Origin of the sequence: Sphingomonas flavescens (assembly GCF_030866745.1) — a bacterium.
GTDB classification, from domain to species: domain Bacteria; phylum Pseudomonadota; class Alphaproteobacteria; order Sphingomonadales; family Sphingomonadaceae; genus Sphingomicrobium; species Sphingomicrobium flavescens.
This window is the reverse complement of record NZ_CP133016.1, coordinates 301,556-323,457: the sequence shown is the minus strand read 5'-3', so window position 1 is coordinate 323,457 and position 21,902 is coordinate 301,556. Positions and strand designations below refer to the sequence as shown.

Sequence of the window (21,902 nt, the reverse complement as noted above, 5' to 3'; positions counted from 1 at the left end):
CGCGCTTATCGGTAGGGCGCATCGGCGGCAAGGTTGGCGGCAATCGCCTGTTCCCACTTGTCGCCATTGGCCAGCAATTTCGCCTTGTCGTAGAGCAGTTCCTCCCGCGTTTCGGTCGCGAATTCGAGGTTCGGCCCTTCGACGATCGCATCGACCGGGCAGGCCTCCTGGCACAGCCCGCAATAGATGCACTTCACCATGTCGATGTCGTAACGCGTGGTGCGGCGGCTGCCGTCCTCGCGCGGTTCGGATTCGATAGTAATCGCGAGAGCGGGGCAGATCGCCTCGCACAACTTGCAGGCAATGCAGCGCTCTTCGCCGTTCGGATAACGGCGCAGCGCATGCTCACCGCGGAAGCGTGGGCTCTGCGGTACCTTCTCGTACGGATAGTTGATCGTCGCCTTGGGCTTGAAGAAATACTTCAGCGTCAGCGCGTGGGCCCGCAGGAATTCCCACAGCGTAAAGGCCTTGAGGGTGCGCGCGATCATAGCGGCGCTCCTCCGTAACGGGTCAGCATCAACCATCCAGACACGAGAATGACGAAGAGCAGCGACAGCGGCAGGAAAATCTTCCAGCCAAGCCGCATCAACTGGTCGTAGCGGTACCGCGGCACGGTCGCCTTCACCCAGCTGAATACGAAGAAGAAGAACAGCATCTTGGCGAATAGCCAGATGATACCGGGGATGAGGTACAGCGGCGCCCAGTTCACCGGCGGCAACCAGCCACCCCAGAACAGCACGGCGTTGAGCGCGCACATCAGGATGACGTTGCCGTACTCACCGAGCCAGAAGAGCGCGAAGCTCATCGAGGAATATTCGGTCTGGTGACCGGCGACGAGCTCGCTCTCCGCCTCGACCAGGTCGAAAGGCGTGCGGAAGGTCTCGGCCATCGAGCTGATCAGAAACACGACGGCCATCGGGAACAGCAAGGGATTGAAGCCAAAGCCGTTAAGCAGGCCCCAGAGCTTGTGACCCTGCTGCGCCATGACGATCCCGCTCATGTTGAACGTGTTCGCGTAGAGCACGACGCAGATCAGGACGAAGCCGATCGAGACCTCGTAGCTGACCATCTGCGCGGCCGCGCGGAGCGCCGAGAAGAATGGATATTTCGAGTTGGACGCCCAGCCGGCGACAATCACGCCGTAAACGCCGAGCGAGCTTGCCGCGAGGATGTAGAGCAGTCCGACGTTGATGTTCGCGAGCACCACACCGGGCGCGAACGGCACGACGGCCCAGACGATTAGAGCGGTGGTGAACGTCACGATCGGCGCGATCAGGAACAGGCCCTTGTTCGCGCTGGTCGGGATGATGGTTTCCTTGAGGAAGACCTTCAGCCCGTCGGCGAAGCTTTGCAGCAGACCCCACGGGCCGACCACGTTCGGACCACGGCGGAGCGCCATCGCCGCCCAGATCTTGCGGTCAGCGTAGATGATCATCGCCACCGCCAGCATCAGCGGCAGGGCAATCACTAGGATGCCGATGATCGTGGCGAGGAACCACGCCCAATCGTAGTTGAGGCCCCAGTGCTGGAAGGTCTCGATCATTCGGCCGCTTCCTGGAACTGCACGCCACGCACCAGCTCTTCCGAGCAGCGCTGCATGGTTGGGCTGTTGCGGCAGATGGCGTTGGTCAGGAAGAAGTCGCCGATCGGATAGCGGACCGCGCCTTCCGCCTTGGCGGAGAGCTTGGGCGGCGACCACGGCATGTCTATCAGACCTTCCCGGCCGAGCTCCGGGTGCGCCGCGATCATCTGACGGCGGAGGTCCGCGAAGCTGTCGAAGGGCAGCTTGTTGCCGGCCAGCTCACTGACTGCCCGCAGGATCGTCCAGTCCTCGCGCGCCTCGCCCGGTGGGAAGGCCGCCTTCTCGCCGCGCTGCACCCGGCCTTCGGTATTGACGTAGGTGCCGTGCTTTTCAGCATAGGTCGCGCCGGGCAACACGAGGTCCGCCTGCCGCGCGCCGGCGTCACCGTGATGGCCGATATAGACCTTGAAGGCGCCCTTGAAGCGGTCGGCTGAAACTTCGTCGGCGCCGAGCAGCAGGACGAGTTCGGGCTTGGCCGCTTCGAGATCGGCGATGCCGCCCTTCTGAGCATAGCCGAGAATGATGCCGGCCATGCGGGAGGCCGCAGTGTGGACGACGTTGAAGCCGATCCATCCATCGCGGACCAAGTTCAGCGAGCCCGCCAGCGCGAGCGCGGCGCCAAAACCACCTGCTCCTAGCGCGCCAGGGCCGACTACGACCGCCGGACGCTCCGCCTTCGCGAACGCGTCCTGCGCCTCCTTGGGCAGCTTGCCGAGCAGCTTCAGATCATCGCCGAGCCATTCGACCTTCATGCCGAGATCGACCTGCGGGCCGATTGCGAACACACGACCGCCCTTGCGCGCAACCTTGCGGATGCGGGTGGCGATCAGCGGCGCTTCCCAGCGGATGTTGGAGCCGATTAGCAGGACGATGTCGGCGCTCTCGATGCCGGCAATCGTCGAGTTGAACGCAACCGCGCCGAGCGAACTGGTGTCGTAATCGAGCCCGGTCTGGCGCCCCTCGAGTAGGGTCGATCCCTGCCCCGCGAGCAGCGCCTTCGCTGCATACATCGTCTCCGCGTCGAGCAGATCGCCGGCGACCGCCGCGACCTTGTCTCCCGCCTTTTTCAGACGCGAAGCGAACAGCTCGAGCGCTTCCGTCCAGCTCGCCTGACGCAGCTTGCCGCCCTCGCGCACCCACGGCCGGTCGAGACGGTTACGGACGAGCGCGTCGACGTGGTGGCGCGTCTTGTCGCTGATCCACTCCTCGTTCACGTCCTCGTTGATGCGCGGCAGGATGCGCATCACCTGGCGCTGGCGCACGTCGAGGCGGATGTTGGAGCCCACCGCGTCCATGACGTCGATCCCGGGCACCTTCTTCAATTCCCACGGGCGGGTCTCGAAGCTCTGCGGCTTCTGCAACAGCGCCCCGACCGGGCACACGTCGGCAAGATTGCCCGCGAGCTCGCCGCCAACGGCGTTTTCGAGGTAGGACGTGATCTGGCTGTCCTCGCCGCGGTACAGCATGCCGATCTCGTCGACGCCCGCGACCTCTTCCGAGAAGCGGATGCAGCGCGTGCACTGGATGCAGCGGGTCATCGAGGTCTTGATGACCGGACCCATGTACTTGTCGTCGATCGCCCGCTTGTTCTCTTCGAACCGTGAGCCGCTGCGGCCATAGGCCATGGCCTGGTCCTGCAGGTCGCATTCGCCGCCCTGGTCGCAGATCGGGCAATCGAGCGGGTGATTGATGAGCAGGAACTCCATCACCCCTTCGCGCGCCTTCTTGACCATCGCGGTGTCGGTGCGGATCGTCTGGCCGTCGGCGGCAGGCAGCGCGCAGCTCGCCTGCGGCTTGGGCGGTCCCGGCGCCACTTCGACCAGGCACATGCGGCAGTTGCCGGCGATGCTCAGCCGCTCGTGATAGCAGAAGCGCGGAATCTCCTTGCCCGCCAGCTCGCAGGCCTGGAGCACGGTCGCGCCCTGCGGGACCTCCAGCTCGACGCCGTCGACGGTGACCTTAGGCATCCTCGCCTCCGTCCTTCTCTCGGCGCGTTTCGATATGCGTAACCCGCGGCCCGCCGCTGCGCGCCGCCAGGACGGCGATCAGCGCGACGACGATCACGACGACGATGATGAGGGTTTGCGTGGTCATTCCGCGGCCTCCAGCATGCGGCGGCCGGAATGTTCGGCGATGCGGCGCTCGAGTTCGGGACGGAAGTGGCGGATCAGGCCCTGGATCGGCCAGGCGGCGGCGTCGCCAAGCGCGCAGATGGTGTGGCCTTCGACCTGCTTGGTGACGTCGTAGAGCTTGTCGATCTCACCCACGTCGGCGTCGCCTTCGCGCAGGCGCTCCATCATGCGCCACATCCAGCCGGTGCCCTCGCGGCACGGCGTGCATTGGCCGCAGCTTTCGTGCTTGTAGAAATAGCTGATACGGCTGATCGCGCGGACGACGTCGGTCGACTTGTCCATGACGATCACCGCCGCGGTGCCGAGACCCGACCCAAGCGCCTTCAGCCCGTCGAAGTCCATCGGCGCGTCCATGATCTCGGCCGCCGGGACCAGCGGAACCGACGATCCGCCGGGGATCACTGCGAGCAGATTGTCCCAGCCGCCGCGGATGCCGCCGCCGTGGCGGTCGATCAGCTCGCGGAAGCTGATACCCATCGATTCCTCGACGGTGCACGGCGTGTTGATGTGGCCCGACAGCTGGAACAGCTTGGTGCCTTCATTCTTCTCGCGGCCGATGCCGGCGAACCATTCTGGCGAACGGCGCAGGATGGTCGGGACGACGGCGATACTTTCGACGTTGTTGACCGTGGTCGGGCAGCCGTAGAGGCCCGCGCCGGCCGGGAACGGCGGCTTCAGCCGCGGATTGCCACGCTTGCCCTCGAGGCTTTCGAGCATCGCGGTCTCTTCGCCGCAGATGTAGGCGCCCGCGCCGCGGTGGACGAACAGGTCGAAGTCGTAGCCCGTGCCGGCGGCATTCTTGCCGAGCAAACCGGCTTCATAGGCCTCGGCAACCGCGCGCTCCAACACGCGGGATTCCTGAATGAATTCGCCGCGGATGTAGATGTAGGCGGCGCGCGCCCGCATCGCGAAGCTGGCGATCAACGCACCTTCGATCAGCTTGTGCGGATCGTGGCGGATGATCTCGCGGTCCTTGCAGCTGCCGGGTTCGGATTCGTCGGCATTGATGACCAGAAAGTTCGGCTTACCCGGCTTGGGCTCTTTGGGCATGAAGCTCCATTTCATGCCGGTCGGGAAGCCCGCGCCGCCGCGACCGCGCAGGCCAGACGCCTTGATCTTTTCGATGATGGTCTCTTCGCCGAGACCGACGAGGCCCTTAGTGTTGTCCCAGTCGCCGCGCGCCTGCGCAGCCTTTAGCCACGGCTCCTGGAAGCCGTAGAGGTTGGTGAAGATGCGGTCCTTGTCCGCCAGTGGTCCCGTATAGCCCATCAGCGGATCCGCTTCTGACCGAACTTATTTTGCGCGAACATCACGATCCCGACGCCAAGCGCGAGAATGATCGCGAGCTTCACGATCTTCAGCACGATGCCGATCAGCAGAATGCCGATGATGACTGCGATGATCAGCCCGATCATTGCGCGCCCTCCCCGGCAGTCGCCGTCCATTGCGGGCGATAGTCGTAATTGCGCTCGGCCATTTTCTTCAGCGTCGTCGGGCCGCCTTCGGGGCAGCTGGTCTGGCGATCGACCTGCGGGCCCGGCTTGGGTGTCTTGCCCTCGGCCAGCGCGTCGAGGATCGCACCCATGCTTTCCTCGGTCAGGTCCTCGTAATTGTCGTCGTTGATCTGGACCATCGGCGCGTTCGCGCATGCGCCCAGGCACTCGACCTCGGTCAGCGTGAACAGACCGTCCTTCGTCGTCTTGCCCTTCTTCAGCCCGCGCTTGGCGCAAGCGGTGAACACATCGTCCGAGCCGCGCAGCATGCACGGTGTCGTTCCGCACACCTGGACATGGAAGCGGCCGACCGGATGCATGTTGAACATCGTGTAGAAGGTCGCGACCTCCAGCACGTGAACGTACGGCATGCCGAGCTCGCGGCCGACGAACTCCATCACCGGGATCGGCAGCCAACCCTGGGTATTCGTCTCCGCGCCGACCTGCCGTTGCGCGAGATCGAGCAACGGGATTACCGCCGATTGCTGCCGTCCCGCCGGATAGCGCGCAATCAGCGTCTTCGCCGTCTTCGCGTTGGCATCGGTCCACGCAAAGCCTTCCCAGCGCGCACGCTGTTCGGCGTCGTCGATGAAGGAACCCTGGCCGGCCATTATTGTGGTGCCTTAAGGGGCAACATTCGGTCAGCACTCCCCGGATAGATCGCGAACGCGTGATCATTATCAGCCATGATATCCGCGGCCCCCGGCTGGGGCCTTGCGCGATCCTTATCCGTGCACATCATCTCAATCCGAACGGCTTGCGCCGCCGGAGAATTGGGAAAAGGTCGAGAGCTAACCACCCGCAAAGAATTGCAGCTGGCAAAAATTTGCTCAAACTGCGTGCGATCAAGCTTCATCGCCATGTCGGGCGCCAGTAGCAAAGCCATTCCCCGCGCTATCTTATCATAAGCCGCATCGTTTTTGGCCCTTACCGCCCCGAGCAGACGTATGACGGTCACTTTGGCGCCCTCTGCCGTGGCATGCCCACTAAGCGGATATGGCTCCGGACCGATATCCGGCGTCACCGCAGCAAGTAGGGTGAGGAGGATCTGGATCACCGATCAACCTCCCCGAACACGACGTCGATCGCGGACAAGACGGCGGTCGTGTCGGCCAGCATGTGGCCCTTCATCATGAAATCCATCGCCTGCAGGTGCGAGAAACCGGTTGGGCGAATCTTGCAGCGATACGGCTTATTGGTGCCGTCGGCGACCAGATACACGCCGAACTCGCCCTTCGGACTTTCGGTAGCGACGTAAACCTCGCCCGCGGGAACGTGATAGCCCTCAGTGTACAGCTTGAAGTGGTGGATCAGCGCTTCCATCGACGTCTTCATCGACGCGCGGCTGGGCGGAAACACCTTGCTGTCGGCGCCAATCGGACCGGCCGGCATCTGCTGCAGGCACTGGCGCGCGATCTTGAAGCTCTGCCGGACCTCTTCGACGCGAACCATGAAGCGGTCGTAGCAATCGCCATTGGTGCCGACCGGGATCTCGAAGTCCATCTTGTCATAGACTTCGTACGGCTGGCTGCGACGGATGTCCCACGGGATGCCCGCGGCGCGGATCATCGGGCCGGAGAAGCCCCACGCGATCGCATCGTCCCGGCTGACCACGCCGATGTCGACATTGCGCTGCTTGAAGATGCGGTTGTCAGCGACGAGGCTGATCGCATCTTCGTACAATTTCAGACGGTTATCGAGAAACTCTCCGATCTTGTCGAGCACGGCGGGCGGGATGTCCTCGCGCACGCCGCCAACGCGGAAATAGTTCGCATGCATGCGCGCGCCGGACACATGCTCGTAGATCTGCATGATGTCTTCGCGCAGCTCGAACAGCCACAGGTTCGGCGTCATCGCGCCGACGTCCATGATGTGGCTGCCAAGGTTGAGCATGTGGTTGGAGATGCGGGTGATCTCCGCCATCAGCACGCGGATGTACTGGGCGCGGATCGGGATCTCGAGCCCGAGCAGCTTCTCCGCGGCGAGCACGAAGCTGTGCTCCATGCACATCGGCGAGCAGTAATCGAGGCGATCGAAGTACGGCAGCGCCTGGGCGTAGGTCTTGTATTCGATCAGCTTCTCGGTGCCGCGGTGGAGCAGTCCGACGTGCGGATCGACGCGCTCGACGATCTCGCCGTCAAGCTCCATGATCAGGCGAAGAACGCCGTGCGCCGCCGGATGCTGTGGGCCAAAGTTGATCGTGTAATTGCTGATCGTCTCGTCGCCGGGGTCGCGCGGATGGCCGAGTTCGGCGCCCTCGCCGCCAGCGCCCACATCGACTTCCACCCGCCGCTTGCCTGGGCGCAGTTCGTCCCGGACGTCGGTCATGCATCACCCTTCGGCTTGCGCGGCTTGGCCGGCGACTTCTTCGGCGCGGTCGGGCCGGGCTTGCTGACTTCCTTCGCCGCCTTCGCCTTGGCCGGCTTCCGCGCTTCGGCGTCGGCTTCCTTGGCGCCGGCCCGCGAGCGCTCTTCGTTGTCCATGGCGTAAGGCTTTTCACGCGCCTCGGGCTTCACGGTCGTTTTCACGTTCGTGGGCTGCGTTTTGGTTGGCGCGGGGGCGGGCGTCGGCGCACCGGCTTGCTCCGGCTGGGCCTTCTCATCGCCCGGCAGGCGATATTCCGGACCTTCCCACGGCATCAGGAAATCGAAGCTGCGGAAGTCTTGCGGCAGCGACACCGGCTCGTAAACGACCCGCTTTTCCGCTTCGGAGTAACGAAGCTCCACGTGGCCCGTCAGCGGAAAGTCCTTGCGCTGCGGATAGCCCTCGAAGCCATAGTCGGTGAGGATACGGCGAAGATCGTCATTGCCGGTGAACGCGACGCCGTACATGTCGAAGACTTCACGCTCGAGCCAGCCGGCGACCGGCCACAGCCCGGTGACGCTCGGCACGGGCGTTTGCTCATCGGTGCTGACGTGCACACGAACGCGATGGTTCTTCGTCAGCGATAGAAGACAGTAGACGACCTCGAAGCGCTCGACGCGATCCGGAAAATCGACGCCAGCGATTTCCATCAGCTGCTGATATTGATGCGTATCGCGCAGCGCCGTCATCACCGAAATCAGATCCTCGCGGGCGACGTCGAACGCCGTTTCAATGCCCTCGCGCGGTGTCGCCTTGGCAAGCTTGCCAAGCGACGGCGGCGCGTCGGCGTAACGAGGCGCGGACGAGGCCATTAGCGCGTGATCGTCCCTTCGCGGCGAATTTTCCGCTGAAGCTGAAGGATGCCGTAGAGCAGCGCCTCGGCGGTTGGCGGACAGCCCGGGACGTAGATGTCCACGGGCACGATACGATCGCAGCCGCGGACCACCGAATAGCTGTAGTGATAATAGCCGCCGCCATTGGCGCAGCTGCCCATGGAGATGACGTAGCGTGGCTCGCTCATCTGATCGTAGACCCGGCGCAGCGCCGGCGCCATCTTGTTGCAGAGCGTGCCAGCGACGATCATCACGTCCGACTGACGCGGGCTCGCGCGCGGGGCGACGCCAAACCTTTCAAGGTCATAGCGCGGCATGTTCACATGGATCATCTCGACCGCGCAGCACGCCAAGCCGAAGGTCATCCACCACAGCGACCCGGTACGCGCCCAGGTGAACAGGTCTTCGGTCGTCGTGACCATGAAGCCTTTTTCGTTGAGCGACTGCTGAACCTCGAGAAGCTTGGCCTGATCGACTTCGCCGGGGACGAGTCCGGCGATCCGCGCCAGCTCTTCCTCGGACGGCATGCGGTCTTCGCCGGGACGAAGCATCACTCCCATTCGAGCGCTCCCTTCTTCCAGGCATAGGCAAGGCCAAGACCTAGTTCGACGAGGAACACGACCATGGCCGTCCAGCCCGTCCATCGGGTGAAATCAAGGCTGACTGCCCAGGGAAACAGGAACGCGGCTTCAAGGTCGAAAACGATGAAAAGAATCGCCACCAGGTAGAAGCGGACGTCGAACTCGGCGCGGGCATCCTCGAACGCCGGAAAGCCGCATTCATATTCGCTGAGCTTGGCGGGATCGGGACGATGCGTGCCGGTCAGGCGCGACACGATCATCGGCAGCACGACGAACGCGCCGGACAGGCCCAGCGCGACGATCAGGAACAGCAGGATCGGCAGGTAGCCGGCGGCAACACTTGCCAAGGAAATACTCCCGGGGACGAAAACTTGGGCGCGCTTTAGGACAGCACTTGGTGTGCCGCAACCACCCGAAAGCCTATCTTAGCGCGCCGGCGACGAGCTTTTGCAGCTTCGAATGGATTGCTGACGACGCCGCGACATATTCACCGCGCTCGAAGGCCCGGTCAGCACCGCGATAATCGGTGACGAACCCACCGGCTTCACGGACCAGAAGCACGCCCGCCGCGGTGTCCCACAAGTCGAGATCGTCTTCCCAGAAACCGTCCATGCGGCCCGCAGCAACCCACGCGAGGTCAAGCGCAGCCGAACCAAAGCGACGCAGACCCGACACTTCCGGCGCAACCGCAGCAAATATCTTCGACCATTTTACCGGGTCGCCTCGGCCGCAATGCGGCATGCCGGTACCGATCAGACTTTCGTTCAAGTCACGCCGTGCCGACACGCGAAGACGCGCGTCGTGCAACCAGGCGCCGCGCCCCTTCTCGGCCCAGAAGCTCTCGTCGGTCAGCGGCTGATAGACGAGCCCCTGCGTGATCTCGGTCCCGCCGCCGGGCTTCTTCTCCTCGACCGCGATCGAGATCGAGAAATGCGGGACGCCGTGGAGGAAATTGGTTGTCCCATCCAGTGGATCGACGATCCACCGCGGCTTGTCCGGATTACCTTCGACCTCGCCGCCCTCTTCCAGCAGCATGCCCCAGTCGGGCCGCGCGTTGCGCAACTCCTCGACGATCGTCTGCTCGGCCCGCTTGTCGGCCATGGAAACAAAGTCGGCGGGGCCTTTGCGGCTGACCTGCAGATGCTCGACCTCGCCGAAATCGCGGCGCAGACGCGGCGCCGCCTTGCGGGCGGCGCGCTGCATGACGGTGATCAGGCCGGAATGCGCAACCATGATTTAGTCCGCGCGGCGGACGTAGGTGCGCTCGTACACGTCGACGACGATCTTCGTGCCCGACGTGATGTGCGGCGGGACCAACACCTTCACGCCATTGTCGAGCACCGCCGGCTTGTACGAGGAACTCGCGGTCTGGCCCTTCACCACTGCGTCGGCCTCGACAATCGTCGCCTCGACCTGGTCGGGCAGCTGAACGCTGATCGGCTTTTCGTTGTACAACTCCATGACGACGTCCATGCCGTCCTGCAGAAAGTCTCCGGCCTCGCCTAGGAGGTCGGCCGGAAGGCTGATCTGCTCGTAATTGTCCTTGTCCATGAAGGTCAGCATGTCGCCGTCCTTGAAGAGGAACTGGAAATCCTTCGTGTCGAGGCGGACGCGCTCCACCGTCTCCGCCGAGCGGAAGCGGACGTTGGTCTTGCGGCCGTCGATCAGGTTCTTCATCTCGACCTGCATGTAGGCGCCGCCCTTACCTGGCTGCGTGTGCTGGATTTTCACGGCGCGCCAGATGCCGCCTTCATATTCGATGATATTGCCGGGACGGATGTCCACGCCGCTGATCTTCATGATCGCCTACCTGCCAAAGACTGATGAAAGAGCCGCCGCGGGCTTACCCGCGGTTCGGCGGCCTGTTAGCCGCTGACCTATTTTCCGGCAAGCAGGGGGTAGGGATTGATCGCGGTACCGTTCCACCAGCGCTCGCCCGGCGCCATCTTGTTCACCGCAAAATGAAGGTGTGGGCCGTCGGGGCTCGCGTCGCCGGTGTGGCCGACCTTGCCGATAACCTGGCCGCGCTTAACAGCCTGCCCTTCCTTCAGCCCCGGCGCATACGCCGAGAGATGCGCATAATAATAGATCCACTTCTGGTCCTGCGAACGCTCGTAGATCGTGATCCCGCCGCGCACACTGTTGAACAGCTTCTCGATCGTACCGTCCGCCGCGGCGATGACCGGCGTTCCTTCGTCGGCCATGATGTCGATGGCGTCATGACGCCGCCCTGCCCCGCGCGCCGCGTCGAACGTGTCGGTCAGGTCGCTTTGCTTGATCCCGACTACCGGCAGCGCGAGACCCGACGGCGCGACCTGCACATCCTGCGCCACCGCGACTGGCGGCGCGTTCTCCGGCTTCACGGTCACCACTGGACCGCTCCTCGCCACCGTCGCCTGCGGCCGTTGCGCGAAATTATAGAACCAGATCCAGAACATGCTCGTTACGAAGGCCGTGAGCAAAGCCGTCCCGATGACCTTCAGCATGCGCGCGCAATCCCCTGCGTGGTTGTTCTGAGGCTGCAACGATGGAGCAAACAACTGTTTCCCATGAAGCACCAGGCATTCATGTCGGTTGCTCCGGCTGGGTCTACCGGCACTGGCGCGGGATCTTCTATCCCGAGGGTCTGCCACAGAAACGGTGGTTCGAGCATTACGCGTCGCAGTTCGACACGGTCGAGATCAACGCCAGCTTCTACCGTCTGCCTTTAGCGTCAACATTCGAGGGCTGGCGCGAGAAGGCGCCGCCTGGCTTTCGCTACGCGGTGAAGGTCAACCGTTTCATCACGCACATGAAGAAGCTTTTGGATTGCGAGGAGGAGACGGATCGCTTCATCGCGCTTGCTCGCCCACTCCAGGACAAGCTCGGGCCGCTGCTTTATCAGTTGCCGCCAAGCCTCCACAAAAATGTCGAACGGCTGGACGCGTTCTTAAGCCGACTCCCGGCTGACCTCTTGCACGTCGTCGAGTTCCGCCATCGCAGCTGGTACGAAGAGGAAGTCCTCGAACTGCTCGACCGGCACGATGTCGGCTTCGTGGTGCACGATCTCCGCGGACTCATCTCACCGCGCTGGGCGAGCGGCAGCACCGCGTACATCCGCTTCCACGGCACGAGCGGTCGCTATCACGGCCTATATGGTAAAGAGCTGCTCGCTGTCTGGGCGGATTGGTGCCGCGAACAGCGCAACCGGGGCCGCAGCGTCTGGTGCTATTTCAACAACGACATCCATGGCCACGCAATCGAGGATGCTCGGGCGCTGAAGGCGATGGTCGCGGAATAAGCGAGCCGATTGGCAATCGCGCCAATCTAAAGCAGATTGCATTGATGGCCGACGCCGAACCGCCGCCTTATTACGAGCCGCCAACGCCCTTCGGCCAACAGCGGTCGGACCTTCGTGCGGGCATCGGCCGACGTGTCGGCGACACCCTCGATCAACGCATGCGCTTGTGGCGTTTCTGCTCCTCGCCCCGCCAGCCGATTCAGCTCTACTACGGCGATAACTTCCTGACGTCAGACGCCTGCCAGGCGATGTGCGAGCAGATCGACGCGGGCAGCTATCCTTCGCCGCTGTATGAAAAGGAAAAGCATGAGGACGTGCGCACCAGCTACAGCTGCAACCTCAACGCCTACGATCCTCTGATCACCAGCATCAATGGGCAGATTGCCGAACTGCTAGGCATCGATCCAGCCTGGGGCGAGCCGCTGCAGGGGCAACGCTACCAGGAAGGACAGCGCTTCCGCGAGCATGCCGACTTCTTCTACATCGATCAGCCTTACTGGGCCGAGTACGAACCCCACGGCGGGCAGCGAACCTGGACCGCGATGATTTACCTAAACGAGCCGGAAGCCGGCGGCGCGACCCGCTTCAAGCTGCTCGACTATCAGGCCGAACCAAAACTCGGCCGCATTCTCATCTGGAACAACATGGCGCTCGACGGCAGCCCCAATCCGTGGACGCTCCACGAAGGCATGCCGGTCGAGCGCGGCACCAAGTACATCGTCACCAAATGGTACCGCGAACGTCAGTTCATTTAGGCGAGCACTTTCTCAAACGCCCGCACTGCCACAGCCGGATCTTCCGCGCTCCAGACCGCTTGGCAGACCGCAAGGAAGTCCGCGCCTGCTTCGACCAGCGGCCGCCCGTTGTCAGGCGTGATTCCCCCAATGGCGACACATGGGATTTCGAACAGGGCCGACCACCAACTCAGGATTGGCGGCTCGGGGCGATAGTCGGACGGCTTGGTCGTCGTCGGGTAGAAGGCGCCAAACGCGACATAGTCGGCGCCTTCTTCACCCGCCTCCATAGCGAGGTGGCGGCTATCGTGACAGGTTCGTCCGATCTGCGCCGTAGGACCCAGTACCGCTCGCGCGTCGCGAATGTCGCCGTCCCCTTGACCAAGGTGCACTCCGTCGGCGCCCAGCCGCTTCGCCAAAGACACGCTGTCGTTAACGATGAAAGCGATGTCCGCGTCCGCACATATCCGCTGCAGCGGTTCGGCAAGCCGCGTCAGTTCATGCTCTCCTACGTCCTTGACGCGCAGCTGGAACGCCGAGGCAAGGCCGGGCTCCAGCGCCGCCTTCAGCCGATCGCCGAACGCGCCCGCAACATCCTGCGGGCTGATCAGATAAAGCTTAGCCGGCTCGATTCGCTCGGGCGGCGGGAAAATGGACAGGTCGGCTTCGTCGGCGTTCATGGCCGGTGCATTAGCGAAAGTGTCCCACCCGTCCAATGAAAGCTCCGCTCGTCTTCGCTGCCGCATCTGTGCTCTGCCTCGCCCCACTTGGCGCTTGTGCCACCGTTTCGAACATCCCGGGCAGCGCGTGGCCCGCGGAGACCCCCGTGCCGCTTGGTCAGGCAGTGCGGGTCGGCGATCTGACGGCCACCCCGATCAAAGTTGTCGAGGACAGCCGTTGCCCGATGAACGCACGTTGCGTCTGGGCGGGCCGGCTAGTCGTGCAAACGCGGATTGACGGTAAGGGTTGGCGCGAGACCGCCAATCTCACGCTAGGTCAGATCCACACCACTCACGGCCAGATGCTCGCCCTTGCAGGCGTGAGGCCCGAAAAGACGACCGATCACCGGATTGAGCCGCGCGACTACCGTTTCACCTATGAACGGCGCGACGACCGTCTCGGCGGACCGCCCCCACCGCCCAAACCTTAAGCGACGCTGGCGGCGTGAATCTCGTCGATGGCCTTGCCGAGCGTGCTGTCGAATTCCTCATCGCTCTGCTGAGCGCGGAGGTCCGATAGCAGTGCCCGGCTGAAGCTCGCGATCATGCCCGGGTTCTTCGCCAGTTCCGCACACGCCTCTTCGCGGGAGAAACCGCCGGACAGGGCGACAACCTTCAGCACCTTCGGGTGATTCACCAGCGGATTGAACAAACCCGCCTCGGCCGGGATAGACAGCTTCAGCATAACCTGCTGGCCGTCCGGAAGGGCATCCAGCTCTTCCAGAATCGCGGCGAGCAGCAGCCGGTCGGACTCGGCGCGGTCGGCGCTCTTGATGTTCACTTCGGGCTCGATGATCGGCATCAGGCCGTGGCCCAGCACCTGCCGGGCAACCTGGAACTGCTGCGCGACGAGCACTGCGATGCCGCCTTCGTTGGCCTCGTTGATGACCGACCGCTCTTTTGTGCCGAACACGCCAAGGCCCTTGGCGCGCTCCAACAGTTCATCGAGGCCCGGCATCGGCTTCATCATCTGCACGCCGGCGTCCTGATCCTCGAGGCCCTTGTCGATCTTGATGAAGGGCACGACGCCCTGGTCGATCAGCGCCTGCGGGGTCGGCTTGCCGTCGACCTGTCCGTCCATCGTGCGCTCGAAGAGAATCGCACCGATGACCTTGCCGCTGCCAAAGCAGGGTGAGGTGATGATGCGGGAGCGCATCTGGTGAATAAGGTCGAACATCTCCTCGTCTGACGACCAGGCGCCCTCGTCCACGCCATAGCCTTTCAATGCCTTTGGGGTCGACCCGCCCGACTGATCCAGCGCGGCGATGAACCCGTCACCCTTGGCAATCCGCTCACGCATGTCCGACTGTTGCATATTCTCCGACGCTCCCGTTCCTGTTTGAGGTGCGCGATAGCCTCGGCTTGGCGAGGGCTCAAGGAGACTGGGTCGAGCTCTTCGCAGGCCCTAGCACAGGACATTGTGCAACGGCGTCGCCAAAGCTATGCCTGCGGTAAAGGAGCTCGGGATGGTCAAGAAGCAGTGGCGCAAGCCGGAAGTGAAGCCCCTCGTCGCGGGCTCGGCTGAATTGGGTTCGACGGGCAGCAAGGACGCGCAAACCGGCGGCGGCAAGTCCTGACCAGGCGGCCGTAACTTTCTTTGACGCATGGCCGCCATCGCGGGGCTAGTCGGGTTCCGCGACGCATCATTTCTTGAGGCTTGCTGCAACAAGTCGATACGCGCGCTACGTGACTATGGATCGCTGCACGCCCGCACTCGCGCCTTCGATGATGTCGCTCTAGCCTTTTCTCCTCATTTTCAGGATCAGCTAGTCGATCAGCCTTTCGTGGCTGACGATCGCTGGCTCATGGCCGCGGACGTCCATCTCGCGAACCGCAGCGATCTGTTCGCGAGACTTGGCGTGCCTGATTACCGCCAACTGAGCGACGCCGGACTCCTGTTTCGGTACTGGCGCTGCGTAGGTGACGGCTATCTTGCCGACGTTGTCGGCGAATATGCCATCGCGACATATGATCGGGCTCGACGCAGGCTCACGCTAACCCGAGATCCGACCGGTCAGCGACCGCTGTATTACGCTCGCCGGATCAGCGGCATCGCCTTCGCAAGCATGCCCAGCGGCCTTCGCGTACTGCTCGAGGACAGCGGACCCGAACTTGATCAGCTTGCGAGCGACCTTGCGCTCGTTCCGCATGAGAGCGAGCGCACGGTCTTCGCAGGAATTGAGCGCGTCCGCCCCGGCGAAAGCTTGGTTTGCGAAGACCTGACGGTCCGACGGACGAACTGGGAGCCGAACTTCGAAGCCGACGTCAGATCGTCAGACGCAGAGCAGATTGAGCGTTTTCGCGAATTGCTCGGCCTAGCTGTCCACTCGCGCATGTCGGAAGGAAGCAGCGCAACCCACCTCAGCAGTGGATGGGACAGCAATGCGGTTACGGCGACCGCCGCGCGACTGAGCGCGGAGCCGAGAAGGCTATGGGCATTCACCGCCGCGCCACTCGAAGGCCCTTTGGGCGCGCTGCCTCGTGGTCGCTATGCCGACGAAACCAAGATCGCCGAAGCTGCGGCGCGATATTATGGCGTTCAACACAGGGTCGTGCGGGAAACGGCTCCCATTCATGAGGTGATGCGTCGCTATGCGCGTCTCTGCCAGCTTCCGATCCTCAGCCCATTCAACGTCGCCTGGTGGGTCGCGATACGGGCGCAGGCCAAGGCGGCAGGTGCTCGCGTCATCTTGACTGGAGAGTTGGGCAACCTGACCCTGAGTACCGGCGGGCTCGCGTCACTTGGCGACCTGACCCGAATGCGGCGCTGGGACCAATGGTGGCACGAGGCACGGTCGGCGGCGAACCGACCCGACGTACGCTGGCGCGGCATTCTGCTGAATTCCTTCGGCTATCACATGCCAAGCCCGGTCTACGACGCACTTTTGCTTGGATTCCAGCAGATTGCCGAAGGCCGCGGCGCAAACTTTCTCCATCCCTGCTGGCGCGACGCGATACGGGAACGCGGCGCGGACCGCTATCGTCCTAGCGGGAATTCTTATCGCGACCGCTGGCGGAAATTGCGCGTTGACGACGTCGGACCATGGCGACTCGCCGCGATTGCGGATCAGGGGATCGAGGAGCGCGATCCGACGTCCGATCGACGGCTAATCGAATTCAGCATGCGGCTTCCGCCAGATCAGCTCATCCGCGACGGCCAGTCACGGCCGCTGGCACGCGAAGGGCTGAGGGATCGGGTGCCCGCCATCGTACTTCAGGCGCAGAACCGCGGGCTCCAGTCCGCCGATTGGCATCTGCGTCTCAATCAAAGTCAAGCTTACGAACTTCTCGAGGAAATCAGCGGTAATGTGGAGGTCGGGGAACTGATCGACCTCGCCGCGGTGCGTAGCGCCATTGACCGCTGGCCGGCAGATGACTGGAACAAGGGATTCGGTCGGATTACCTATTCAATGGATTTGCCTGCCGTACTGGCAACAGGGATTTTTCTCACTGAGATGGGCCGATTTGTTTCTCCGGATACGTCGCTACGCATTTGAAATCGGGCGCCTGCTCGCCGCCGATGACAATCCGGTCTCCAACGCTGACCCAGACATGCGCCTGAAGTTCGCCCGCATTCGAATGACCTATCCCGTACTGCAGCCGAGCATCCACGCCACGGCGCCGGAGCATGCGCTGCAAGGCCAGCCCTTGCTCCAGGCAGACCGCCCGCCACGGCACATGGGCACCGGCTGCAGAAACGGCCCAGGCAAGCCGATCGGCATCTGCGCTCGGTTTCTTTCCGACCCGCGCTGATCCCGAAGTAACCGCCCAGCGGAACGGCAGGAAGCGAACGGCCGACCATGCTCGCAGCAAGTGAACCACGGCCTCGGCTAGTAACAGGTTGTCGCGCCCGCTCCGCTCAATCAGTCGGCGGACCGCTCCTTTGCGCGCGGCGGTCATGCCGATCGCCATCGGCTTATTGTTGGAGCGCGGCCACGCCAGGCAGCGTGCGTCCTTCCATCCATTCCAGAAACGCCCCGCCAGCCGTGGAAACGAAGGTGAAATCGCCCGCCACGCCGGCGTGATTGAGCGCGGCGACAGTGTCCCCGCCACCGGCAACGGAAATCAGAGAGCCATCCTTGGTCAACGCGGCTGCCGTCTTTGCCAGCGCGACGGTCGCCTCGTCGAACGGTGGCGTCTCGAAGGCGCCCAACGGACCGTTCCAAACAAGCGTCTTGCAGGTTTTTAGTGCGTCGGCGAGCGCTTCGACGGCCGCAGGACCCACGTCTAGAATCATCTCGTCAGCCGCCACCTCGTGAACATTGCACGTGCGCAGGCTCGGTGGATTGGGTGCGAATTCCTTGGCTACGACAACGTCGTACGGCAGGTGGATTGTGCAGCCGGCCTGCTCTGCACGGTCGAAAATCGCATTGGCTTCGCCAGTGAGGTCGTGCTCGCACAGCGACTTGCCGACATCGATCCCGCGCGCCGCGAGGAAGGTGTTGGCCATGCCGCCGCCGATGATCAGGTGATCGACCTTACCGACGAGGTGGCCGAGCACGGCAAGCTTGGTCGAGACCTTGGCGCCGCCGACCACTGCGGCGACCGGCCGCTCCGGATTGCCGAGCGCGCGCTCAAGCGCCTTGAGCTCCGCCTCCATCGCACGGCCGGCAAAGCTGGGCAGGTAATGGGTGATCCCCTCCGTCGACGCGTGCGCGCGGTGCGCGGTCGAGAAAGCGTCGTCGACATAATAGTCGCCGAGCGCCGCCATGCCTTTGGCCAGCTCGAGGTCGTTCTTCTCCTCGCCGCGATGAAAGCGCGTGTTTTCGAGGATGCCGATGTTCCCCGGCAGCATGGTGGTGATGGCGCGCGCGGCTTCCGGACCCTGGCAGTCCTCGATGAACCGGACCGACCGTCCCGACAGTCGATGCAGCGGCAGCACCAGCTGCGCCGTCGACATGTCGGGCCGCACCTCACCCTTGGGCCGGCCGAAGTGCGACAGCAGCAGCACGACCGCGCCGCGGTCGCTGAGCTCCAGCACCGTCGGCAGCATGGCCCGCAGGCGTGTGTCGTCGGTCACCCGCGCCCCATCCATCGGCACGTTGAGGTCGACCCGGACCAGCACCTTCTTGCCGGTCAGGTCTTCGGGCAGGTCATCCAGCGTCCGGAAACCGCTCACGTCAGCCCAGCTTCGCCATCGCGCAGGCGGTGTCGATCATGCGGTTCGAGAAGCCCCATTCATTGTCGTACCAGCTCACGACGCGAACGAGCTTGCCGTCGAGAACCGCGGTTTCGAGGCTGTCGACGGTCGAGCTGGCCGGCGTGTGCATAAGGTCGATAGAAACCAGAGGCTCGTCGGTGTAGTCCAGGATGCCCTTGAGGCGCCCGGTCTCGCTGGCGGTCTTGAGGATCTGGTTGACCTCCTCCTTCGTCGTGTCGCGCTTGGGCGTGAAGGTCAGGTCGACCAAGCTTACGTCCGGCACCGGAACGCGGATCGCGGAGCCGTCGAGCTTGCCCTTCAGCTCCGGCAGCACTTCGCCGACGGCGCGAGCGGCACCGGTCGTGGTCGGGATCATCGACATCGCCGCTGCGCGCGCGCGGCGAAGATCGGAATGGATCTGGTCGAGGATCTTCTGGTCGTTGGTGTAGGCGTGAACGGTGGTCATCAGCCCGCGCTCGATGCCCAGCGCGTCGTTCAGCACCTTGGCGACCGGCGCCAGGCAATTGGTGGTGCAAGAGGCGTTGGAGACGATCTTGTGCTCGGCGGTCAGCTTGTCGTCGTTGACTCCATAGACAACGGTCAGGTCGACGCCCTTGGCCGGCGCCGAAATCAGGACCTTCTTCGCGCCGGCGTCGATGTGCTTCTGCGCGCTTTCGCGGTCGGTAAAGAAACCGGTGCACTCGAGCACGATCTCGACGCCTTGGTCGCCATGCGGCAGGTTCGCGGGATCCTTCTGCGCGGTGACGTGGATCTTCTTGCCGTTGACGACGATGTCAGTGCCTTCGGCCTTCACGTCGCCAGGAAATTTGCCGTGGACGCTGTCGTGCTTGAACAGCCAGGCGTTGGCCTTGGCGTCGGCAAGATCATTGACGCTGACGAGCTCCAACCCGCAGTCCGGCCGCTCGAGGATCGCGCGGGCGACCAGGCGGCCGATGCGGCCGAATCCGTTGATGGCGACTTTGGTCATCATATTCCTCGTTGTTTCATGAAATCGGTGATGCGTTCGGCGATCTTGGCTGGGGTCAGGCCGAAATAGTTGTAGGCGTCGGGCGCCGGCGCGGAGACGCCGAAGCGATCGATGCCGAGCTTCAGGCCGTGGAGGCCGACGTAGCGTTCCCAGCCGAAGGTGGTGCCCGCCTCGATCGAGACGCGCAGGATCTGGCGGTTGCTGACGTCGGGCAAGATGTCCTCGCGATAATCCCACGGCTGGGCATCGAAACGCTCGGTGCAGGGCATGGAAACGACGTCGGTGCCGATGCCCTGCCCTTCAAGCTGCTCGGCGGCGCCAAGCGCGATCTCGACTTCAGAACCCGTGGCAAGAATGATCGCCTTGCGCTCGTTTTCGGCGGATTTCAGGCGGTACGCGCCGCGTGCGCAGAGGTTCTCGCCGACCGCATCCTTGCGCAGCGGCGGCAGGTTCTGACGCGTCAATGCGAGGATGCTCGGCTTGTCACTGCCCAGCGCCAGCGCCCAGCATTCGGCGGTCTCGACTGCATCGGCGGGACGGAAGACCTCCAGCCCCGGCATCGCGCGCAGGCTCTGCAGATGCTCGATCGGCTGATGGGTCGGACCGTCTTCGCCAAGCCCGATCGAATCGTGGGTCATGACGTAAATGACCCGCGCATGCTGCAGCGCGCTGAGGCGGATGGCCGGGCGGGCGTAGTCGGTAAAAACGAGGAAGGTTCCGCCGTAAGGCACCACGCCGCCATGCAGCGCCATGCCGTTCATCGCGGCGGCCATCTCGAACTCGCGGATGCCGTAATAGATGTAGCGGCCGCCATAATTCTCCGCCGTCAGCGGCTCGATGTTCTTGGTCTTGGTGTTGTTCGAGCCGGTGAGGTCGGCCGAACCACCAATGGTCGAGGGGATTGCCGAATTGATGGCTTCGAGCGCCATTTCCGAGGCCTTGCGCGTGGCGACCGGCTTCAGGTCGGCGAGCAGCTTGTCGAGATAGGGCTTCAGCCAGGCATCGCTGACCTTGCCGTTGAGGCGCGCCAGGAATTCGTCGCGGCGGCCGCTCTGCTCCAGCCGCTCGTTCCACAGCGCATGCTCGACCGCACCGCGCTTGCCCGCGCTGCGCCACGAGGAGAGCACGTCGTCCGGCACCTCGAACGGTGGCAGGTCCCAGTCCAGCTCCTTGCGCGCCTTGGCGATTTCCTCAGCGCCGAGCGGAGAGCCGTGGGTCGCCGACGTCCCCTGCTTGTCGGGCGCGCCGTAGCCGATGATCGTCTTGCAGCGGATCAGGCTCGGGCGCGGGTCGGCGGTCGCTTCCTCGATCGCGCGGCTGACGTCGGCGGCATCGAGGCCGTCGCATTCGCAGGTGTGCCAGCCGGAGGCCTGATGGCGCGCGACCACGTCCTCGTTGCGCGACAGCTCGGTCGAGCCGTCGATAGTGATGTCATTGTCATCCCACAGCACGATCAGTCGGCTGAGCTTCAGGTGCCCGGCAAGGCCGATGGCTTCGTGGTTGATGCCTTCCATGAGGCAGCCGTCGCCGGCGATGACGAAGGTGCGGTGGTCCACCAGCTCGTCGCCGAAGGTCGCGTTGAGGTGACGCTCGGCGATCGCCATGCCCACGGCCATCGCCACCCCCTGGCCGAGCGGGCCGGTGGTAACCTCGATGCCGGGGAGTTCGAAATTCTCCGGGTGACCGGCGGTCGGCGAACCCAACTGGCGGAAGCGCTTGATGTCCTCGATGGTCGGCCGCTCGTACCCGGTCAGATAGAGCAGGGCGTAGATCAGCATTGAGCCGTGGCCCGCCGAGAGGATGAAGCGGTCGCGGTCGGGCCAGCGCGGGTCCGCTGCGTCGAATTTCAGGTGACGGGTGAACAGCGCGGTGGCGGCGTCCGCCATGCCCATCGGCATGCCGGGGTGACCGCTGTTCGCAGCCTCCACGGCATCCATCGCGAGGGCGCGGATCGCGTTAGCAAGGCGGCGGTCGGAAGGCAGCATAAGCTCCATCGTGCGGGGGCTGCTCACCCGGCAGTCCGGGCGACGTTGCGGCTCCCTTAGCGGCACTGCCC

25 protein-coding genes are annotated in these 21,902 nt (G+C 63.8%); 4 read left to right on the top strand and 21 right to left on the bottom strand.

Annotation, left to right across the window (positions count from 1 at the left end; translation table 11 throughout):
* Positions 1-5 precede the first annotated feature (5 nt).
* From nuoI to QU596_RS01635, 15 genes are all read right to left on the bottom strand, one after another.
* Positions 6-488 (bottom strand): NADH-quinone oxidoreductase subunit NuoI, encoded by a 483-nt coding sequence (gene nuoI / locus QU596_RS01705; protein ID WP_308516654.1) that lies wholly within the window; start codon positions 486-488, stop codon positions 6-8.
* The gene (gene nuoH / locus QU596_RS01700; RefSeq protein WP_308516653.1) at positions 485-1,543 is read right to left on the bottom strand and encodes an NADH-quinone oxidoreductase subunit NuoH; all 1,059 of its coding nucleotides are present in this window, start codon (positions 1,541-1,543) and stop codon (positions 485-487) included. The genes nuoI and nuoH overlap by 4 nt, the downstream gene beginning before the upstream one ends.
* Positions 1,540-3,549 carry an NADH-quinone oxidoreductase subunit NuoG gene (nuoG, locus tag QU596_RS01695; protein WP_308516651.1) on the bottom strand — a complete coding sequence of 670 codons (2,010 nt, stop codon included), beginning with the start codon at positions 3,547-3,549 and terminating at the stop codon, positions 1,540-1,542. The genes nuoH and nuoG overlap by 4 nt, the downstream gene beginning before the upstream one ends.
* Positions 3,542-3,676 carry a hypothetical protein gene (locus QU596_RS01690; RefSeq protein WP_308516649.1) on the bottom strand — a complete coding sequence of 45 codons (135 nt, stop codon included), beginning with the start codon at positions 3,674-3,676 and terminating at the stop codon, positions 3,542-3,544. The genes nuoG and QU596_RS01690 overlap by 8 nt, the downstream gene beginning before the upstream one ends.
* A complete protein-coding gene (nuoF, locus tag QU596_RS01685) occupies positions 3,673-4,983 on the bottom strand; it encodes an NADH-quinone oxidoreductase subunit NuoF (RefSeq protein WP_308516648.1) in 1,311 nt (436 codons plus the stop codon). Before nuoF ends, QU596_RS01690 begins: the two co-directional genes overlap by 4 nt.
* Positions 4,983-5,129, bottom strand: a complete 147-nt coding sequence (locus tag QU596_RS01680) for a hypothetical protein (protein WP_308516647.1) — start codon at positions 5,127-5,129, stop codon at positions 4,983-4,985. The genes nuoF and QU596_RS01680 overlap by 1 nt, the downstream gene beginning before the upstream one ends.
* A complete protein-coding gene (locus tag QU596_RS01675) occupies positions 5,126-5,818 on the bottom strand; it encodes a complex I 24 kDa subunit family protein (RefSeq protein ID WP_308516646.1) in 693 nt (230 codons plus the stop codon). The genes QU596_RS01680 and QU596_RS01675 overlap by 4 nt, the downstream gene beginning before the upstream one ends.
* Complete coding sequence (locus tag QU596_RS01670; RefSeq protein ID WP_308516645.1) at positions 5,818-6,264, bottom strand: hypothetical protein; 447 nt, start codon at positions 6,262-6,264, stop codon at positions 5,818-5,820. The genes QU596_RS01675 and QU596_RS01670 overlap by 1 nt, the downstream gene beginning before the upstream one ends.
* A complete protein-coding gene (locus QU596_RS01665; protein WP_308516643.1) occupies positions 6,261-7,535 on the bottom strand; it encodes an NADH-quinone oxidoreductase subunit D in 1,275 nt (424 codons plus the stop codon). The genes QU596_RS01670 and QU596_RS01665 overlap by 4 nt, the downstream gene beginning before the upstream one ends.
* Positions 7,532-8,383, bottom strand: coding sequence for an NADH-quinone oxidoreductase subunit C (locus tag QU596_RS01660; protein WP_308516642.1), 852 nt, complete (start codon positions 8,381-8,383; stop codon positions 7,532-7,534). Before QU596_RS01660 ends, QU596_RS01665 begins: the two co-directional genes overlap by 4 nt.
* Positions 8,383-8,964, bottom strand: coding sequence for a NuoB/complex I 20 kDa subunit family protein (locus tag QU596_RS01655; RefSeq protein ID WP_308516641.1), 582 nt, complete (start codon positions 8,962-8,964; stop codon positions 8,383-8,385). Before QU596_RS01655 ends, QU596_RS01660 begins: the two co-directional genes overlap by 1 nt.
* Positions 8,955-9,332 carry an NADH-quinone oxidoreductase subunit A gene (gene ndhC / locus QU596_RS01650; RefSeq protein WP_308516639.1) on the bottom strand — a complete coding sequence of 126 codons (378 nt, stop codon included), beginning with the start codon at positions 9,330-9,332 and terminating at the stop codon, positions 8,955-8,957. Before ndhC ends, QU596_RS01655 begins: the two co-directional genes overlap by 10 nt.
* A gap of 73 nt (positions 9,333-9,405) precedes the next feature.
* A complete protein-coding gene (locus QU596_RS01645) occupies positions 9,406-10,218 on the bottom strand; it encodes an inositol monophosphatase family protein (protein ID WP_308516637.1) in 813 nt (270 codons plus the stop codon).
* Positions 10,219-10,221: 3 nt separating this feature from the next.
* On the bottom strand, positions 10,222-10,785 hold the full coding sequence (gene efp / locus QU596_RS01640; protein WP_308516636.1) for an elongation factor P: 564 nt from the start codon (positions 10,783-10,785) through the stop codon (positions 10,222-10,224).
* Positions 10,786-10,862: 77 nt separating this feature from the next.
* Positions 10,863-11,471: a M23 family metallopeptidase gene (locus tag QU596_RS01635; protein ID WP_308516634.1), complete on the bottom strand. Its 609-nt coding sequence runs from the start codon at positions 11,469-11,471 to the stop codon at positions 10,863-10,865.
* Positions 11,472-11,512: 41 nt separating this feature from the next.
* Between QU596_RS01635 and QU596_RS01630 the strand changes: the two genes are divergently transcribed.
* Both QU596_RS01630 and QU596_RS01625 read left to right on the top strand, forming a co-directional pair.
* Positions 11,513-12,265, top strand: a complete 753-nt coding sequence (locus QU596_RS01630) for a DUF72 domain-containing protein (RefSeq protein WP_308516633.1) — start codon at positions 11,513-11,515, stop codon at positions 12,263-12,265.
* A gap of 44 nt (positions 12,266-12,309) precedes the next feature.
* Positions 12,310-13,020: a prolyl hydroxylase family protein gene (locus QU596_RS01625; protein WP_308516631.1), complete on the top strand. Its 711-nt coding sequence runs from the start codon at positions 12,310-12,312 to the stop codon at positions 13,018-13,020.
* Here QU596_RS01625 and thiE read toward each other — a convergent pair.
* Entirely contained in the window at positions 13,017-13,679 is a 663-nt protein-coding gene (gene thiE / locus QU596_RS01620) for a thiamine phosphate synthase (RefSeq protein ID WP_308516629.1), read from the bottom strand. The two genes, QU596_RS01625 and thiE, sit on opposite strands and share 4 nt — an antisense overlap.
* Before the next feature lie 35 nt (positions 13,680-13,714).
* Here thiE and QU596_RS01615 point away from each other — a divergent pair, with 35 nt between their 5' ends.
* Positions 13,715-14,149, top strand: a complete 435-nt coding sequence (locus tag QU596_RS01615; RefSeq protein WP_308516627.1) for a hypothetical protein — start codon at positions 13,715-13,717, stop codon at positions 14,147-14,149.
* On the opposite strand, the gene QU596_RS01610 is transcribed toward QU596_RS01615, so the two are convergent.
* Positions 14,146-15,033 carry a fructose bisphosphate aldolase gene (locus tag QU596_RS01610; protein WP_308516626.1) on the bottom strand — a complete coding sequence of 296 codons (888 nt, stop codon included), beginning with the start codon at positions 15,031-15,033 and terminating at the stop codon, positions 14,146-14,148. The two genes, QU596_RS01615 and QU596_RS01610, sit on opposite strands and share 4 nt — an antisense overlap.
* A 469-nt stretch (positions 15,034-15,502) precedes the next feature.
* On the opposite strand from QU596_RS01610, the gene QU596_RS01605 reads away from it, so the two are divergent.
* Entirely contained in the window at positions 15,503-17,215 is a 1,713-nt protein-coding gene (locus QU596_RS01605; protein ID WP_308516625.1) for an asparagine synthase-related protein, read from the top strand.
* Here the strand turns inward: QU596_RS01605 and QU596_RS13660 are convergent.
* Genes QU596_RS13660 through tkt form a run of 4 tightly spaced genes read right to left on the bottom strand, consistent with a single transcriptional unit; the run spans position 17,166 to position 21,831 of the window.
* Positions 17,166-17,618, bottom strand: a complete 453-nt coding sequence (locus QU596_RS13660; protein WP_420030932.1) for a lasso peptide biosynthesis B2 protein — start codon at positions 17,616-17,618, stop codon at positions 17,166-17,168. The two genes, QU596_RS01605 and QU596_RS13660, sit on opposite strands and share 50 nt — an antisense overlap.
* Positions 17,619-17,634: 16 nt before the next feature.
* A complete protein-coding gene (locus QU596_RS01595) occupies positions 17,635-18,837 on the bottom strand; it encodes a phosphoglycerate kinase (protein ID WP_308516623.1) in 1,203 nt (400 codons plus the stop codon).
* A 1-nt stretch (position 18,838) separates the two neighbouring features.
* A complete protein-coding gene (gene gap, locus QU596_RS01590; RefSeq protein WP_308516622.1) occupies positions 18,839-19,849 on the bottom strand; it encodes a type I glyceraldehyde-3-phosphate dehydrogenase in 1,011 nt (336 codons plus the stop codon).
* On the bottom strand, positions 19,846-21,831 hold the full coding sequence (gene tkt / locus QU596_RS01585) for a transketolase (protein ID WP_308517919.1): 1,986 nt from the start codon (positions 21,829-21,831) through the stop codon (positions 19,846-19,848). The genes gap and tkt overlap by 4 nt, the downstream gene beginning before the upstream one ends.
* Positions 21,832-21,902: the final 71 nt, after the last annotated feature.